This is a genomic window from Cellulosimicrobium sp. EB106-03-01-XG111 (assembly GCF_058792115.1).
The window spans coordinates 1-14,823 of the sequence record NZ_JBYTEQ010000023.1; the positions used below are offsets into that span (position 1 = coordinate 1).

Annotated in this window: 15 protein-coding genes; 11 read left to right on the top strand and 4 right to left on the bottom strand. The window is 74.5% G+C overall.

Going from position 1 to position 14,823, the window contains the following annotated elements; genetic code table 11:
* Positions 1–213 precede the first annotated feature (213 nt).
* From pstS to pstB, 4 genes are all read left to right on the top strand, one after another.
* On the top strand, positions 214–1,353 hold the full coding sequence (pstS, locus tag AC3WT4_RS16780; RefSeq protein WP_021483683.1) for a phosphate ABC transporter substrate-binding protein PstS: 1,140 nt from the start codon (positions 214–216) through the stop codon (positions 1,351–1,353).
* A 100-nt stretch (positions 1,354–1,453) separates the two neighbouring features.
* Complete coding sequence (gene pstC / locus AC3WT4_RS16785; protein WP_074808239.1) at positions 1,454–2,479, top strand: phosphate ABC transporter permease subunit PstC; 1,026 nt, start codon at positions 1,454–1,456, stop codon at positions 2,477–2,479.
* The gene (gene pstA / locus AC3WT4_RS16790; RefSeq protein ID WP_209829857.1) at positions 2,479–3,462 is read left to right on the top strand and encodes a phosphate ABC transporter permease PstA; all 984 of its coding nucleotides are present in this window, start codon (positions 2,479–2,481) and stop codon (positions 3,460–3,462) included. The genes pstC and pstA overlap by 1 nt, the downstream gene beginning before the upstream one ends.
* A gap of 15 nt (positions 3,463–3,477) precedes the next feature.
* Positions 3,478–4,257, top strand: a complete 780-nt coding sequence (gene pstB / locus AC3WT4_RS16795) for a phosphate ABC transporter ATP-binding protein PstB (RefSeq protein ID WP_021481981.1) — start codon at positions 3,478–3,480, stop codon at positions 4,255–4,257.
* A gap of 100 nt (positions 4,258–4,357) precedes the next feature.
* Here pstB and AC3WT4_RS16800 read toward each other — a convergent pair whose 3' ends face one another.
* Positions 4,358–4,885 (bottom strand): septum formation family protein, encoded by a 528-nt coding sequence (locus AC3WT4_RS16800; RefSeq protein ID WP_074808234.1) that lies wholly within the window; start codon positions 4,883–4,885, stop codon positions 4,358–4,360.
* A gap of 106 nt (positions 4,886–4,991) precedes the next feature.
* Positions 4,992–5,498 carry a hypothetical protein gene (locus AC3WT4_RS16805; RefSeq protein ID WP_167405759.1) on the bottom strand — a complete coding sequence of 169 codons (507 nt, stop codon included), beginning with the start codon at positions 5,496–5,498 and terminating at the stop codon, positions 4,992–4,994.
* A gap of 357 nt (positions 5,499–5,855) precedes the next feature.
* Between AC3WT4_RS16805 and AC3WT4_RS16810 the strand changes: the two genes are divergently transcribed.
* From AC3WT4_RS16810 to ispF, 3 genes are all read left to right on the top strand, one after another.
* Complete coding sequence (locus tag AC3WT4_RS16810; protein ID WP_031315710.1) at positions 5,856–6,338, top strand: CarD family transcriptional regulator; 483 nt, start codon at positions 5,856–5,858, stop codon at positions 6,336–6,338.
* Between the two features lie 157 nt (positions 6,339–6,495).
* Positions 6,496–7,242, top strand: coding sequence for a 2-C-methyl-D-erythritol 4-phosphate cytidylyltransferase (ispD, locus tag AC3WT4_RS16815; protein WP_257417133.1), 747 nt, complete (start codon positions 6,496–6,498; stop codon positions 7,240–7,242).
* Positions 7,239–7,808: a 2-C-methyl-D-erythritol 2,4-cyclodiphosphate synthase gene (gene ispF, locus AC3WT4_RS16820; protein WP_400109024.1), complete on the top strand. Its 570-nt coding sequence runs from the start codon at positions 7,239–7,241 to the stop codon at positions 7,806–7,808. The genes ispD and ispF overlap by 4 nt, the downstream gene beginning before the upstream one ends.
* Positions 7,809–7,810: 2 nt before the next feature.
* Here ispF and AC3WT4_RS16825 read toward each other — a convergent pair whose 3' ends face one another.
* Positions 7,811–8,380 (bottom strand): LpqN/LpqT family lipoprotein, encoded by a 570-nt coding sequence (locus AC3WT4_RS16825; protein ID WP_492315974.1) that lies wholly within the window; start codon positions 8,378–8,380, stop codon positions 7,811–7,813.
* 158 nt (positions 8,381–8,538) lie between these two features.
* On the opposite strand from AC3WT4_RS16825, the gene AC3WT4_RS16830 reads away from it, so the two are divergent.
* Positions 8,539–9,177: a TetR/AcrR family transcriptional regulator gene (locus AC3WT4_RS16830; RefSeq protein ID WP_044144577.1), complete on the top strand. Its 639-nt coding sequence runs from the start codon at positions 8,539–8,541 to the stop codon at positions 9,175–9,177.
* Between the two features lie 58 nt (positions 9,178–9,235).
* Here AC3WT4_RS16830 and AC3WT4_RS16835 read toward each other — a convergent pair whose 3' ends face one another.
* Positions 9,236–10,648: a D-arabinono-1,4-lactone oxidase gene (locus AC3WT4_RS16835; protein WP_492315975.1), complete on the bottom strand. Its 1,413-nt coding sequence runs from the start codon at positions 10,646–10,648 to the stop codon at positions 9,236–9,238.
* Between the two features lie 44 nt (positions 10,649–10,692).
* Between AC3WT4_RS16835 and AC3WT4_RS16840 the strand changes: the two genes are divergently transcribed.
* The 3 genes from AC3WT4_RS16840 (at position 10,693) to rlmB (ending at position 14,740) form a co-directional block, all read left to right on the top strand.
* Positions 10,693–11,961, top strand: a complete 1,269-nt coding sequence (locus AC3WT4_RS16840) for an alanine racemase (RefSeq protein WP_492315976.1) — start codon at positions 10,693–10,695, stop codon at positions 11,959–11,961.
* 79 nt (positions 11,962–12,040) lie between these two features.
* Positions 12,041–13,471, top strand: a complete 1,431-nt coding sequence (gene cysS, locus AC3WT4_RS16845; RefSeq protein ID WP_492315977.1) for a cysteine--tRNA ligase — start codon at positions 12,041–12,043, stop codon at positions 13,469–13,471.
* A 249-nt stretch (positions 13,472–13,720) separates the two neighbouring features.
* The gene (gene rlmB, locus AC3WT4_RS16850) at positions 13,721–14,740 is read left to right on the top strand and encodes a 23S rRNA (guanosine(2251)-2'-O)-methyltransferase RlmB (RefSeq protein WP_108049496.1); all 1,020 of its coding nucleotides are present in this window, start codon (positions 13,721–13,723) and stop codon (positions 14,738–14,740) included.
* Positions 14,741–14,823: the final 83 nt, after the last annotated feature.

A 14,823-nucleotide genomic window follows, 5' to 3' on the forward strand; every position in this document is an offset into this window, starting at 1 on the left:
CCCCCCCCCCCCCCCCCCCCCCCCCCCCCCCCCCCGGGGCCGTCGTCGTGCGGCGCCGCGTGCCCCGCCCCGCGACCCGGCACGGAAGGTCTGTGCACTGTTCATCCGTCGTTCACCCGCTCTGGGGGAACGCGTCACCCGGCGCTCCTAGCGTCGGGATCGTCACCGGCGCTCGCTGGTGCCACGAGACGCGTGAACAGGATGGAACGAAGAGTGAAGCTCAGCCGATTCTCCCGTGCAGGATCCGCCGTCGCGGTCGGCGCGCTCGCCCTGACCCTCGCCGCGTGCGGGTCGGACGACCCCGTCGGCGGTGCCGACGGCTCCACCGGTGGTTCCTCCGAGGGCTCGTCCGAGACCGCGAGCGACCTCAGCGGTGAGCTCAACGGTGCGGGCGCGAGCTCGCAGGAGTCCGCCATGGAGGCGTGGCGCGCCGGGTTCCAGAGCGCGAACCCCGACGTCACCGTCAACTACGACCCGGTCGGCTCCGGCGGCGGTCGCACCCAGTTCCTCGAGGGCGGCGTCGCGTTCGCCGGCTCCGACGCGGTGCTCAAGGAGGAGGAGATCACCCAGTCGCAGGCCGTGTGCGGCCCCGACGGCGCGATCGACCTCCCCGTCTACGTGAGCCCCATCGCGATCATCTACAACCTGCCTGAGGTCGCCGAGCTGAACCTCGCCCCGGCCACGATCGCGGGCATCTTCAACGGCACCATCACGCAGTGGAACGCGCCGGAGATCGCCGCCGACAACCCCGACGCGACGCTCCCCGACGTGGCGATCACGCCCGTCCACCGCTCCGACGAGTCGGGCACCACCGAGAACTTCACCGAGTACCTCGCCGCGACCGCGGGCGACGCGTGGGGCCACGAGCCGAGCGGCGACTGGCCGACGCAGGGCGGCGAGTCCGCGCAGGGCACGTCCGGCGTCGTGCAGACCGTCCAGGGCGGCGAGGGCACCATCGGCTACGCCGACGCCTCGAAGGCCGGCGACCTCGGCACCGCGAAGATCAAGGTCGGCGAGGAGTGGGTCGCCTACTCCCCGGAGGCGGCGGCCAAGGTCGTGGACGCGTCGCCGCGCGTCGAGGGCCGCCACGAGCACGACATCGCGGTCGAGCTGGACCGCACCACGACCGAGGCCGGCGCCTACCCGCTGGTGCTCGTCTCGTACGCGGTGGCGTGCCTCAACTACGAGGACGAGGCGACGGGTGACCTCGTCAAGGCGTTCCTCACCTACGTCTCGAGCGAGGAGGGCCAGTCGGCCTCCGCGTCGGCCGCGGGCAGCGCGCCGATCTCGGAGGACCTGCGCACGGACGTCCACGCGGCCGTCGAGGCCATCACGGTCGGCGCCGCCGGCTGACGACCGCCGGGCGCCAGGGGGCGGCGGGGCCTGCGGGCCCCGTCGCCCCCGACCCGCGACCAGACCGCACGCCGCAGGACAGCACACCGGGAGCACGAGAGTGACCACCACAGCCCCACCCACGACACCGGGCCCCGCGCCGGGCGGCTCGTCCGAGCCCGCGCGTCGCGCAGGCACCTCGCGCCGCCGCGCCCGCAACAGCGACCGCGGCGTGAACCGCGCGTTCCGCTGGACCGCGACGGGTGCCGGCGCGCTCATCCTCGCCGTGCTGGCCGCGGTCGCGATCTTCCTGCTGCTGCGGGCGTGGCCCGCGCTCAGCGCGGGCGGCGCCGAGCTGAGCGAGCAGGTGGCGTGGTTCCCCGAGGGCGCGTCCCTGCTGTCGTTCGTGGGGCCGCTGATCTTCGGCACGCTGCTCGCCGCAGCCCTCTCGCTCGTGCTCGCGACGCCCGTCGCGATGGGTATCGCGCTGTTCATCTCCCACTACGCGCCCCGCCGGCTCGCCTCGACGCTGGGCTACGTCGTCGACCTGCTCGCGGCGATCCCCAGCGTCGTCTACGGCCTGTGGGGCTCGCTCGTGCTCCCGCCGGTCGTCGTGCCGGTGTGGTCCTGGCTCGCCGACACGCTCGGGTGGTTCCCGCTGTTCGCCGGCCCGGCGTCGCCGACCGGTCGCGTGCTGCTCACCGTCGCGCTCGTGCTCGCCGTGATGATCCTGCCGATCATCACGGCCGTGAGCCGCGAGGTGTTCCTCCAGACGCCGAAGCTCCACGAGGAGGCCGCGCTCGCCCTCGGCGCGACGCGCTGGGAGATGATCCGCACCGCGGTCATCCCGTTCGGGCGGTCGGGCGTCGTCTCGGCCGCGATGCTCGGCCTCGGGCGCGCGCTCGGCGAGACGATGGCCGTGCTCATGATCCTCTCGCCCGGGCTCCTCTACTCGTTCAAGATCCTGCAGGCGGGGCAGCAGCAGACGATCGCCGCGAACATCGCGGCGGACTTCCCCGAGGCGAACCCGCTCGGGGTGAGCGCCCTCATCGCCACGGGCCTCGCGCTGTTCGTCATCACCCTGCTCGTCAACATGGGCGCCCGCGCGATCGTCGCGCGGCGCAAGGACTTCTCGGGAGCCAACTGATGAGCGCCCTCAGCACCAGCCCCGCGCGCGGGGCGTCGGCACCGGACCCGGAGCGCTCCGCGGCCGTGCGCGCGCTCCTGCGCGGCGCGGACGCCGGCCGCCGCCGCAAGGACCGCACCATGACGGTCCTCATGTGGGGCGCGTTCGCCCTCGCGATGGTGCCGCTCGTGTCCGTCGCGTGGACCGTCGTCGTGCACGGCATGGAGCGGTTCGACGTCTACTTCCTCACGCACTCCATGCGCGGCGTGTTCGGCGGCATGGACGCGGGCGGCATCTACCACGCGATCCTCGGCACGCTCCTCATCACGCTGGGCGCGGCCGTCATCTCGGTGCCGATCGGTCTGCTCGCCGCGATCTACCTCGTCGAGTACGGGCGCGGGCCGCTCGCGCGCGCGGTGACGTTCTTCGTCGACGTCATGACCGGCATCCCGTCGATCGTCGCGGGCCTCTTCGCGTACGCGCTCTTCGCGGTGCTGTTCGGGCCGGGGGTGCGCATGGGCATCGTCGGCTCCGTCGCGCTGTCCGTCCTCATGATCCCGGTCGTCGTGCGCTCGTGCGAGGAGATGCTGCGGCTCGTGCCGAACGAGCTGCGCGAGGCCGCCTACGCGCTCGGGGTGCCCAAGTGGCTCACCGTCGTGCGGGTCGTGCTCCGCACGTCGATCGCCGGCATCACGACGGGCATCATGCTCGCCGTCGCGCGCGTCATCGGCGAGACGGCGCCGCTCCTCATCACGGTGGGCGTCGTCGACTCGATCAACGGCAACCTCTTCGAGGGCCGCATGATGACCCTCCCGGTGTACGTCTACCGGCAGTACAGCCAGGGGCTGGTGCCCTGCAGCAACGTCACCGACGTCGTGTGCCTCCCCGACATCAACTACGACCGGGCCTGGGCGGCCGCCCTGACGCTGATCCTCATCGTCATGCTGCTCAACCTCGTCGGGCGACTCGTCACCCGCTGGTTCGCCCCCAAGACCCTCCGCTAGAACAGGACAGCCCCGATGGCACAGCGCATCGACGTCAAGGACCTCAACATCTACTACGGCGACTTCCTCGCGGTGCAGGACGTCGGCATGACGATCGAACCCCAGTCCGTGACGGCCTTCATCGGCCCGTCCGGCTGCGGCAAGTCGACGTTCCTGCGGACGCTCAACCGCATGCACGAGGTCATCCCCGGCGCGCGCGTCGAGGGGACCGTCGCGATGGAGGGCGTCGACCTCTACGGCGACGACGTCGACCCGGTCGCCGTCCGCCGCCAGGTCGGCATGGTCTTCCAGCGGCCGAACCCGTTCCCCACGATGTCCATCAAGGAGAACGTGCTCGCGGGGGTGAAGCTCAACAACAAGCGCATCTCGAAGTCCGACGCCGAGGACCTCGTCGAGTCGTCGCTGCGCGGCGCGAACCTGTGGAACGAGGTGAAGGACCGCCTCGACCGCCCGGGCTCGGGCCTCTCCGGCGGCCAGCAGCAGCGCCTGTGCATCGCGCGCGCGATCGCCGTCAAGCCGCAGGTGCTCCTCATGGACGAGCCGTGCTCGGCGCTCGACCCGATCTCCACGCTCGCGATCGAGGACCTCATCGCCGAGCTCAAGGACGAGTACACGATCGTCATCGTCACGCACAACATGCAGCAGGCGGCGCGCGTGAGCGACCGCACCGCGTTCTTCAACATCGCGGGCACCGGCAAGCCCGGTCGCCTCATCGAGATGGACGACACCGCGACGATGTTCTCCTCGCCCACGCAGCAGGCCACCGAGGACTACATCTCCGGCCGCTTCGGGTGACCTGAGCCCGTCCGCCACGGGCCCGGCCCGACGCACGACGGCGCCCCTCCCCACGCGGGGAGGGGCGCCGTCGTGCGTGCGTGCGGGCCGGGCCAGGGGGTCAGGTCGCGCTGCCCTGGAGCGAGCCCGTGACGTCGGTGCCGTTCGTGTCGAGGACGCACTGGACCACGCGGTCGCCGCGAGCGCTCCAGCCGTCCGCGCGCGGCGTGAAGTACCAGTACTCGTGCGCCGACTCCTCGTAGGGGAGCCCCACGAACGGCTCGAACGCGCCGTAGCAGAACTCCTCGGCGCTCGTGGTCACGGCCTCGTCACCCGGGTAGTCGCCCGCGGGGAGCTCGGTCTCGGCGTAGACCTCGGCGTCGTGCGGCTCGGAGCACGGCACGACGGGCACGGACTCGACCAGGTCCGCGTCGTCCAGCTTCGAGGAGACGATGCAGTCGCCGACCTGGACCGAGAAGACGTCGGCGTCCGACGCCTCGGTCACCTCCCCGCCGGGCTCGTCACGCCGGGCGTCGGCGGGTCCGGAGATCTCGTCGAGGATCGCGCCGCAGCCCGACGCGGTCAGGGCGAGGGCGACGGCGCTCACGACGAGGACGAGCGGCCGGCGGGTGGAGCGGGGGAGGGTCACCTGGGTTCCTTCGGTACGAGCCCCGGTCAGGGTGGCGGGACGGCACGCGAAGGCTAGCGCCGGGCGGTGACACGGGCCGAGCCGATATCCGGCGCGACCTGCGCGGTCACGGCAGGAGGTGCGCGTACTCCTCGAGGGTGCCGTCGAGGACGGGGAGGGACAGGGCCTGCTCCTCGCCCGTCGTCGTGCTCACCGTGACGGGCAGCATCGCGCCCGGCGCCGCGTCGACGCGGCCGATCTGCGCGTCGAAGCCGTCCTCGGCGCCGAGGTAGACCGTCTCGCCCGCCGCGACGGGGATCGTCACGGGGGCGCCGCCCTCGGGCGTCACGTCGAACTCCACGTCCTCCGTCGAGTCGTTGGCGAAGGCCCCGACGAGCGCGCCCGGCTCGCCGTCCTCCGCGGTCACGACGAGCAGGTTGAGCCCGCGCAGCTCGCTCGTGAGGTCGACCCGCAGGCCGTCGGAGGGGGAGTACGGGCGGTTCGTCTCGATGGGGGAGCAGGCGGAGGCGAGGGCCACACCGGCGACCAGGAGGGGCACGGCCCAGGCGCGCGCGCGGCCGGTGGCCCGGGACTCCGCACGGGTCGAGGCTCGGGGGGTCGGGATGCGGGTCACGTGCACTCCAGGGCTGCAAGAAGGGGGACGGGATTCCGCGCCCAGCCTAGTGCGTCGGGAGGACCGGGGCGGCCGGAACGGCCGGCTCGCGGCCGTGGCGTGAGCGGCGTCACGTGGCGCCGGGTGCGCCCGGACGGTGGTCGTCAGGCCTCGTGAAGGTCCTGCAGGGGGCCGTGAGGTGCCCCGGAGGCACCGTCGGGGCGCCGATGGGGTACCGAGTCGAGATTCGTCAGGCGCGCTGACACGGCCCTGACCTGGGCGAACGTGCTGGTGACGGGCTTGTCAAGGGGCGCAGGGGCTCGGATTTCCGCCCTTCCGCGTGGTAAGGTGGACCACCGCGAAAGGGGACATCTGCAGATGACGTTCACAGTAGGCGAGACCGTTGTCTACCCGCACCACGGAGCCGCACTGATCGAGGAGATCAAGACGCGCACCATCCGCGGAGAGGACAAGATCTACCTCAAGCTCAAGGTCGCGCAGGGCGACCTGACCATCGAAGTCCCAGCCGAGAACGTCGACCTCGTCGGCGTGCGTGACGTCGTCGGCCAGGAGGGTCTCGACCGTGTGTTCGAGGTGCTTCGTGCACCCTACACCGAGGAGCCGACCAACTGGTCGCGCCGGTACAAGGCGAACCTCGAGAAGCTCGCGTCGGGCGACGTGATCAAGGTCGCCGAGGTCGTGCGCGACCTCTCCCGCCGGGACGCCGACCGCGGCCTGTCCGCCGGCGAGAAGCGCATGCTCTCGAAGGCTCGCCAGATCCTCGTCTCGGAGCTCGCGCTGGCGGAGCACACCGAGGAGGACAAGGCCGAGGCGATCCTCGACGAGGTGCTCGCCTCCTGACGTCCCGGGCCGCGGCCCGCGCAGTCAGCGCCACAGACCACCCGTCTCTTCTACACACCTGACGCTGCCGACGCTGCCAACTGGGTGTAGATCTCGGTGGTGACTCCTCCCGTGCAACCCCCCCCCTCCCCGTCGTCGTGCCCGGTAGCGTGTGCGCGTGCCGACTCTCGCCGTCCTCACCGCCGCCGGTTCCGGGACCCGGCTCGGGCTGGACCTGCCCAAGGCCCTCGTCGAGCTCGACGGCCTCCCGCTCGTGGCGCACGCCGCCCGACGGCTGTGCGCGTCCGGGGTCGTGGACGCGCTCGTCGTGACCGCGCCGCCCGGGCTGCGCGACCACGTCGCGACGCTCCTGGCCGACGACCCCGCGGTCGACCGGCCGGTCCGGGTCGTCGAGGGCGCGGGGACGCGCCAGGCCTCCGTGGCGGCCGGGCTCCGGGCCGGCCGCGACCTCGGGGAGGGTGACGCGCCCGCCGCCGTCGTGCTCGTCCACGACGCCGCACGGCCCCTCGCGCCGCCGTCGCTGGTCCGCCGCGTCGTCGAGGCCGTGCGCGCGGGCCACGGGGCCGTCGTGCCCGGGCTCCCCGTCACGGACACGATCAAGCGCGTGGCGCCCGCGGGCGCGGGAGACGCGTCCGGTGCGGAGCCCGTCGTCGAGACGGTCGACCGGAGCGCGCTGCGCGCCGTCCAGACCCCGCAGGGGTTCGACGGCGAGCTCCTGGCCCGCGCGCACGCGGCCGCCGCCCACCGCGCGGACGACGAGTCCGTCGCCGCGACCGACGACGCCGGGCTGGTCGAGGCGCTCGGCGTCCCGGTCCACGTGGTGCCCGGCGACGCCGCGGCGGCCAAGATCACCACCGCGCACGACCTGCGGGTCGCGGCGCTCACGCTCCGGGAGGACCGATGACCACCCCTGCAGGCTCCACCGGGACACCGGCCGGGACGCCCACCACCGCACCGGCCGCCGCGGGCCCCGTCCCGGCGCTCCCGCGCACGGGCGTCGGGGTGGACGTCCACGCGTTCGCGCCCGAGGGCGAGGAGCGAGCGCTCTGGCTGGGCGGTCTGCACTGGCCGGGCGAGCGCGGGCTCGCCGGGCACTCGGACGCCGACGTCGCGGCGCACGCCGCCGCCGACGCGCTGTTCTCGGCCACCGGCCTCGGCGACCTCGGCTCGAACTTCGGCACGAGCGCGCCCGAGTGGGCGGGCGCGAGCGGCGCCAGCCTGCTCGCGGAGGCGGCGCGACGGGTGCGGGCCGCAGGGTTCGAGATCGGGAACGTGGCCGTCCAGGTGATCGGCAACCGGCCGCGCCTCGGGCCGCGCCGCGCCGAGGCGGAGGCGGCGCTCGGGGCGGCCGCGGGCGCCCCGGTGACGCTCACGGCGACGACGACCGACGGGCTGGGCCTCACCGGGCGCGGCGAGGGCGTCGCGGCGGTCGCCACGGCTCTCGTGGTCCGGGTCGCACCGCCCGCCTGAGGTCAGCCTGCCGGCGCGACCTGGACGCTCTCGAGGATCGCGCGCGCCTGCGCGGCCCCGTCGGCGTCGTCGACGGCGTACGACGCCGTGAGGTCGACGACCCACGCGTCCGGCCCGTCACCCGTCCGCACGGCCACGATCTCCTGCGCGACGGCGGTCCCCGCCGCCTCGTACGTCCCGGCCACGCGGTAGGCGGGCAGCCCGGCGAGCGTCGTGGGCCCCTGCCCGTCGGGGGCGGGCACCCAGCCGGGGATCGAGGCTGCGGCCGCCGTCGTCGCGGCGCCCGCCTCGTCGACGGTCTGCGCCGACTGCTCTCCGGTGACGACGACGTTCGCCCGGAAGTCGTCGGAGCCCGTGCCGCTCGGGGCGCGCAGCAGGAACGCGCCGTCGCGCGTGCCGCGCTCCCAGCCCGCGGGCGCGGTCACCTGGACCGGGATCTCGGGGACGTCGTGCACGACCGGCTCCGTGCCGCCGCCTGCGTCCTCGGGCCCGCCGCAGCCCGCGAGGGCGAGCGCGACGGTCGCCGTGAGGGCGAGCGTCCAGGAGGTGCGGGGCAGGCGCGGTCGGGGCACGGGAGTCCTTCGTCGGGGGTGGGGGCCGGGGCTGGTCCGGCTCGTCATTCTCGCCCGCTCCCGTCCGGCGTGCCAGGCCCGCCACCTGCCTCTACGATCGCTGGAAGCGCATCGATGTGTTTGACTTTCCCAAGAACGACACATGGGATGAATCGCACATGAACCGAATGTCCGTCGAGGAACGCCGAGCCCAGCTCGTCGACGCCGCGATGACCATCGCCGTCCGTGAGGGCGTCGAGGCCGTGACCATCCGCGGCGTCGCGGCCGAGGCCGGGGTCTCGCTCGGCGTCGTGCACTACTGCTTCGAGGACAAGGACGAGCTCCTCCAGGCGATGGGCAACAGCCTCGCGCTCGTGGCCTCCGAGCCCGTCCGGTCCGCGCTGGACGTCGACGGCGACGTCGTGGCGCTCGCCCACGCCGCCGCCGACGGCCTGTGGAGCGGGCTGACGCCGCGCCGTCACATGCGGCTCCTCACGTTCGAGTTCGCGACGGCAGGCGTGCGCAGCCGCGCGCTGCGCTCCGTCGCGCACACGCACCTCGAGCAGACCTGGGCGATGACGCGCGGGTTCCTCGAGAACGTGGCCGAGCGGGGGAACGTCAGCTACACGATGGACATGGGGTTCCTCTCCCGGGTCGTCGCGGGATACATCGACGGGATCGAGATCGCGTGGCTCGTCGAGCAGGACGACGAGACGGCGGTCCGCAGCTTCCACGCGCTCGCCGAGTACGTGCTCTCGATGATGGTGCGCCCCGACGGCTCGCCGGTGCGGGAGCACGGCCCCGAGCCCGTCCCCTGACGGGCCGCCGACGTCCCGTCCCTCGACGGGACACCGCCCCTGGCGGGGCGGACGCCGGTCAGCCCCGCGCGGCCGGGGCGCGGCCGAGCACGCGGTCGGTGTACCCGTTCGCGAACACGCCCTCGGGGTCCGCCGCGTCGCGGACGGCCACGGCGTCGTCGAACCGCGGGTAGAGCTCCCGGAGCCGGTCCGCCTCGAGCCCGTGCATCTTGCCCCAGTGCGGGCGACCCCCCACCTCGGCGACGATGCGCTCGACGGCGTCGAAGTACCGCTCGTGCGGCAGGCGCGCGTACTGGTGCACGGCGACGTACGCGGTCTCGCGCCCGTGGGCTGTGGAGAGCCACACGTCGTCGGGCGCCGCGAACCGGACCTCGACGGGGAACGGCACGTGCTCGCCGGAGCGGTCCAGCCACGCGTCGATGCTCGACAGCACGTCCACGAGGCGCTCGCGCGGGACGGCGTACTCCATCTCGCGGAACCGGACCCGGCGCGACGTGACGAACACGTGGTGCGACGGCGCGACGTACGTGCGCGGCGCGAGCGCCCGTGCGGACACCGCGTTGAGGCGCGGCGTGACGCGCGGGACCGCGGTCGCGAGCCGGTTCACCAGCTCGAACGCGCCGTTCGACAGGAGCTCCTCGTCGACCCACGTGCGCGCCCGCGCGACCGGCCCGGGACCCGTGGTGCGCAGACGCTCGAGCTCGACGGCCTCCTCGTCGGGCGCGAGGCGGTTGTTGCGCTTGGTCAGCGCCCGGCGCGTGTGGGGGAACCAGTAGAACTCGAAGTGGTCGTTGCCCCCGACGAGCCCGTCGGGGTCGTCGGGCGTCCCGAGCTGCTCGAGCACCCGGTCGAGCGGCCACGGCTCCTCCTGCGCGCGCAGGAGGAACGCCGGGACCACCTCGAGCGTCACCGCGGACAGGATGCCCGTGACCCCCAGCCCCAGCCGGCTGACCTCGAACAGACCCGGCTCGTGCGTGGGCGACGCCTCGTGCGCCTCGCCGTCGGCCCCGACCACGCGGACGCCGCGCACCTGCGTCGCGAGGCCGCCGAGGCGTGCCCCCGTGCCGTGCGTGCCCGTCGAGATCGCGCCCGCGACCGACTGCCGGTCGATGTCTCCGAGGTTGCGCATCGCGAGCCCCGCGGCGGCGAGGGCCTCGTTGAGCCGGTGCAGGCGGATGCCCGCCCCGACGGTCACGAGGATCGCGTCGCCGTCGGTGCCGTCCGCGCCGCCGCCGCGCGCGATGCGCTCGACGAGGCTCAGCCGGTCGAGGTCGAGCAGGAGGCCGTCCGTGACCGCGGCCGGGGTGAACGAGTGACCGGCACCCACCGCGCGGACGGGCATGCCCTCCGCCGCGGCGCGGGCGACGAGGCCGCCCAGCTCCGCCTCGTCGCGCGGCGAGGCCCGACGGCGCGGCGTCGCAGAGGCCGTGCGGGCCCAGTTGGTCCAGGAGAGGGCGTCGTCGCTGCTCACAGGTCGTACTGTCTCACGCCCGGCGGGTGGCGTACGTTCTCTCCATGACGACCCACACGGCACCGGGGGCGGACCGGGCCGCGGGCCCGCGCGACGGTGACGAGCGGGGCGCGACGCCCTCGCTCCTGGCCCGCCTGACCCGCGCGACGGCAGCGCTCGACGGCCCGCTCGCCGTCGTCGACCTCGACCGGTTCGACGCCAACGCCGACGAGCTGCTCGCGCGCGCGGGCGGGGCCCCCGTGCGGGTCGCGTCGAAGTCCGTGCGCGTGCGCTCGCTCGTCGCGCGCGCGGGCGAGCGCGGCTTCCGGGGCGTCATGGCGTACTCGGTGCGCGAGGCGCTGTGGCTCGTCGAGTCGGGCGTCCGCGACGTCCTCGTGGGCTACCCGTCGGTCGACCGCGGGGCGCTCGCGGCGCTCGCCCGCCACGAGGCGGGCCGGCGCGAGGTCACCCTCATGGTGGACGACGCCGCGCACCTCGAGCTCGTGCGCCACGCGCTCGCCGAGACCGGCACGGGGGACGAGCCGCCCGTGCGCGTGTGCCTCGACGTGGACGCGTCGCTGCGCGTGGGCCTCGGCCTCGTGACGGTCCACCTGGGCACGCGCCGTTCGCCCCTGCACGGCGCGCGCGACGTCGCGTCGCTCGCCGCCCGGGTCGTCTCGACGCCCGGCCTCGCGCTGCGGGGCCTCATGTTCTACGAGGCGCAGGTCGCCGGGATGCCGGACTCGAGCCTCGCCGTCCGCGCGGTCAAGCGGCTCTCGGTGCTCGAGCTGGGCGAGCGGCGGGGCGAGGTCGTCGCGGCGGTGCAGGACGTCGTCGGGCACGACCTCGAGCTCGTGAACTCGGGCGGGACGGGGTCGCTCGAGACGTCGTCCGCGGACGCCGTCGTGACCGAGGTGACGGCCGGGTCGGGCCTGTACGTCCCGGGGCTGTTCGACGAGTACCGCGCGTTCCGGCCCCGGCCGTCGGCGTTCTTCGGCCTCGACGTCGTGCGCGTCCCGGGCCCGGGCTGGGCGACGGCGTTCGGCGGCGGGTACGTCGCGTCCGGCCCGGCGACGCGCAGCCGTCTGCCGCGCGTCGTGACGCCCGGGTGGTCGCTCACGGGCCGCGAGGGCGCGGGCGAGGTGCAGACGCCGCTGCACCGGTCGCGCGGGACCGCCGGGGCGCCGGACCTCGGCGTCGGGGACCGCGTCTGGTTCCGCCACGGCAAGGCCGGCGAGGCCATGGAGCGGTTCGACCGCGTGCACCTCGTGCGCGGCGACGAGGTGGTCGACGTCGTCCCGACGTACCGCGGCGAGGGCAAGAGCTTCGGCTGACGCGAGCGGGGGACGGACCGACCGTCGTCCCGGCGGCGCCGCTTCGGCCGCGGCGGTGCGTCCCCGGTACCCTTGCGGCGTGACCCTTCGCCTGTTCGACACCGCGACGCGGGACGTGCGCGACTTCGTCCCCCTGACCCCGGGCGAGGTCGGCATCTACCTGTGCGGCGCCACCGTGCAGGCCGCCCCCCACATCGGGCACATGCGCTCGGCCGTCGCGTTCGACGTCCTCGTGCGCTGGCTCCGGCGCGGCGGGGCCCGGGTGACGCTCATCCGCAACGTCACGGACATCGACGACAAGATCCTCGCGAAGTCGGCCGACGCGGGCGAGCCCTGGTGGGCCTGGGCCGCGACGTACGAGCGTGCGTTCACCGCCGCGTACGACGCCCTGGGCGTCCTGCCCCCCACGTACGAGCCGCGCGCGACGGGCCACGTCCCGGACATGGTCGAGCTCATGCAGCGGCTCGTCGAGCGCGGCCACGCCTACACCACGGGCCCCGGCGACGTGTGGTTCGACGTGCGGTCGTGGCCCGAGTACGGCTCGCTCACCAACCAGCGCCTCGAGGACCTCAACCCCGTGCCCGACGACGTCCCCGCGGACGCGGAGGAGGCCGCCGCCAAGCGCGACCCGCGCGACTTCGCGCTCTGGAAGGCCCCCAAGCCGGGCGAGCCGGAGACCGCGTCGTGGGACACGCCGTTCGGGCGCGGCCGGCCGGGCTGGCACCTCGAGTGCTCGGCCATGGCGCGCCGCTACCTCGGCGACACGTTCGACCTCCACGGGGGCGGCCTCGACCTGCGCTTCCCCCACCACGAGAACGAGCAGGCCCAGTCGCGCGCCGCGGGCTACGGGTTCGCGCAGCACTGGCTGCACAGCGCGTGGGTCACGCAGGGCGGCGCCAAGATGAGCAAGTCGCTCGGCAACGGGCTGCTCGTGCGCGAGGTCCTCGCGACCACGAGCCCCGCCGTGCTGCGCTACGCGCTCGCGTCCGTGCAGTACCGCTCGATGCTCGAATGGACCCCCGCGACGGTCGTCGAGGCCGAGGCGACGTGGGAGCGGCTGGCGGGCTTCGTCGAGCGGGCGACCGAGCGCGTGGGCGAGGTCGACGACGTGCGCGACGCCGAGCTCCCGACCGCCTTCACCGCGGCGATGGACGACGACCTCAACGTGCCGGCGGCGCTCGCCGTCGTGCACGAGCACCTGCGCGCGGGCAACGCGGCGCTCGCGGACCGGACGACGGCCGCGGACGCCGTCGCGCGCCACCACCTCGTGGCGGTGCGCGCGATGCTCGACGTGCTCGGCCTCGACCCGGGCGACGCGCAGTGGGCCGACCGCGGCGACTCGCGCTACGCGGCGGTGCTCGACGCCGTCGTCGGCGCGGAGCTCACGGCCCGGGCCGAGGCGCGCGCGTCGCGCGACTTCGCGACGGCCGACGCGATCCGCGACCGGCTCGCCGCGGCGGGCGTCGCGGTCGAGGACTCGGCCGACGGCGCGCGCTGGACCCTGGCCTGACGCCCACCGGACCGACGCCCGGGAGCGGACCGCCGACGCGCGAGGCAGAGCCCCGGTAGCGCGAGGTAGAGCCCCGGTAGCACGAGGTAGAGCTCCGGCAGCACGAGGGAGACCCTGGCGATGACCACGGTTCTCCCTCGGCGAGGTGTCTGGGGGACACTGGACCCAGGAGCGAGACACGCACGCCGGGCGTCGAACCCGACGTGGACTGACCTGAACTGACCTGAACGACGACACGATCGGTACACCATGGCTGGCAACTCACAACGACGCGGCGCGACCCGCAAGCCCGGAAGCAAGAAGGGTGCGACCGTCGGCTCCGGCGGGCAGCGGCGCAAGGGCCTCGAGGGCCGCGGGCCGACCCCGAAGGCCGAGGACCGCGTCTACCACGCGGCGCACAAGCGCAAGGTGGCCGACGAGAAGCGCGTGCCGACCGGGCGCGGCGGCGCGGCGCGCGGCACCGAGCGCGCCGGCACGTCGCGCGGCGGGGCCTCGCGCGGCGGCGGCCCCAAGGGTCGTGGGTCGGTCCAGGAGATCGTCGCGGGCCGCAACTCCGTCCTGGAGGCGCTGCGCGCGCGCATCCCCGTCGAGGTGGTCTACCTCGCGTCGCGCCTCGACGCCGACGACCGCACGCGCGAGATCGTCGACATCGTCGCGGGACGCGGCTACGACCTCCTCGAGGTGGGCAAGCCCGAGCTCGACCGCCTGACCGACGGGGCTGTGCACCAGGGCGTCGCGATCAAGGTGCCGCCGTACGAGTACGCGGACGTCGACGACCTGCTCGACGCCGCCGAGGCGTCCGGGCGGCCGCCGCTCGTCGTCGCGCTCGACGGCGTCACGGACCCGCGCAACCTCGGCGCGGTGCTCCGCTCCGCGGGTGCGTTCGGCGCGCACGGCGTCCTCGTCCCCGAGCGCCGCGCCGCGGGCGTCACCGCGTCCGCGTGGAAGGTCTCGGCCGGCGCCGCCGCGCGTGTCCCGGTCGCCCGTGCGACCAACCTCGTGCGCGCGCTCGGCGAGCTGAAGAAGGCGGGGTGCTTCGTCGTCGGGCTCGACGCGGGCGGCACCACGGCGATCGGCGACCTCCAGCTCGCGACCGAGCCGCTCGTCGTCGTCGCGGGCTCCGAGGGCAAGGGTCTGTCCCGCCTCGTGCGCGAGGCGTGCGACGTCGTCGCGTCGATCCCCATCGGCTCGGACACGGAGTCGCTCAACGCCGCCGTCGCGACGGGCATCTCGCTCTACGAGGTCGCGCGCCTGCGGCGCGAGGCCTGACCGCCCGCCGCATCACCGTCACGAGCGTCGCCCTGTCTCTTATCCACACCTGCCGCTGCCGACGATGCCAACTGGGTGTAGAT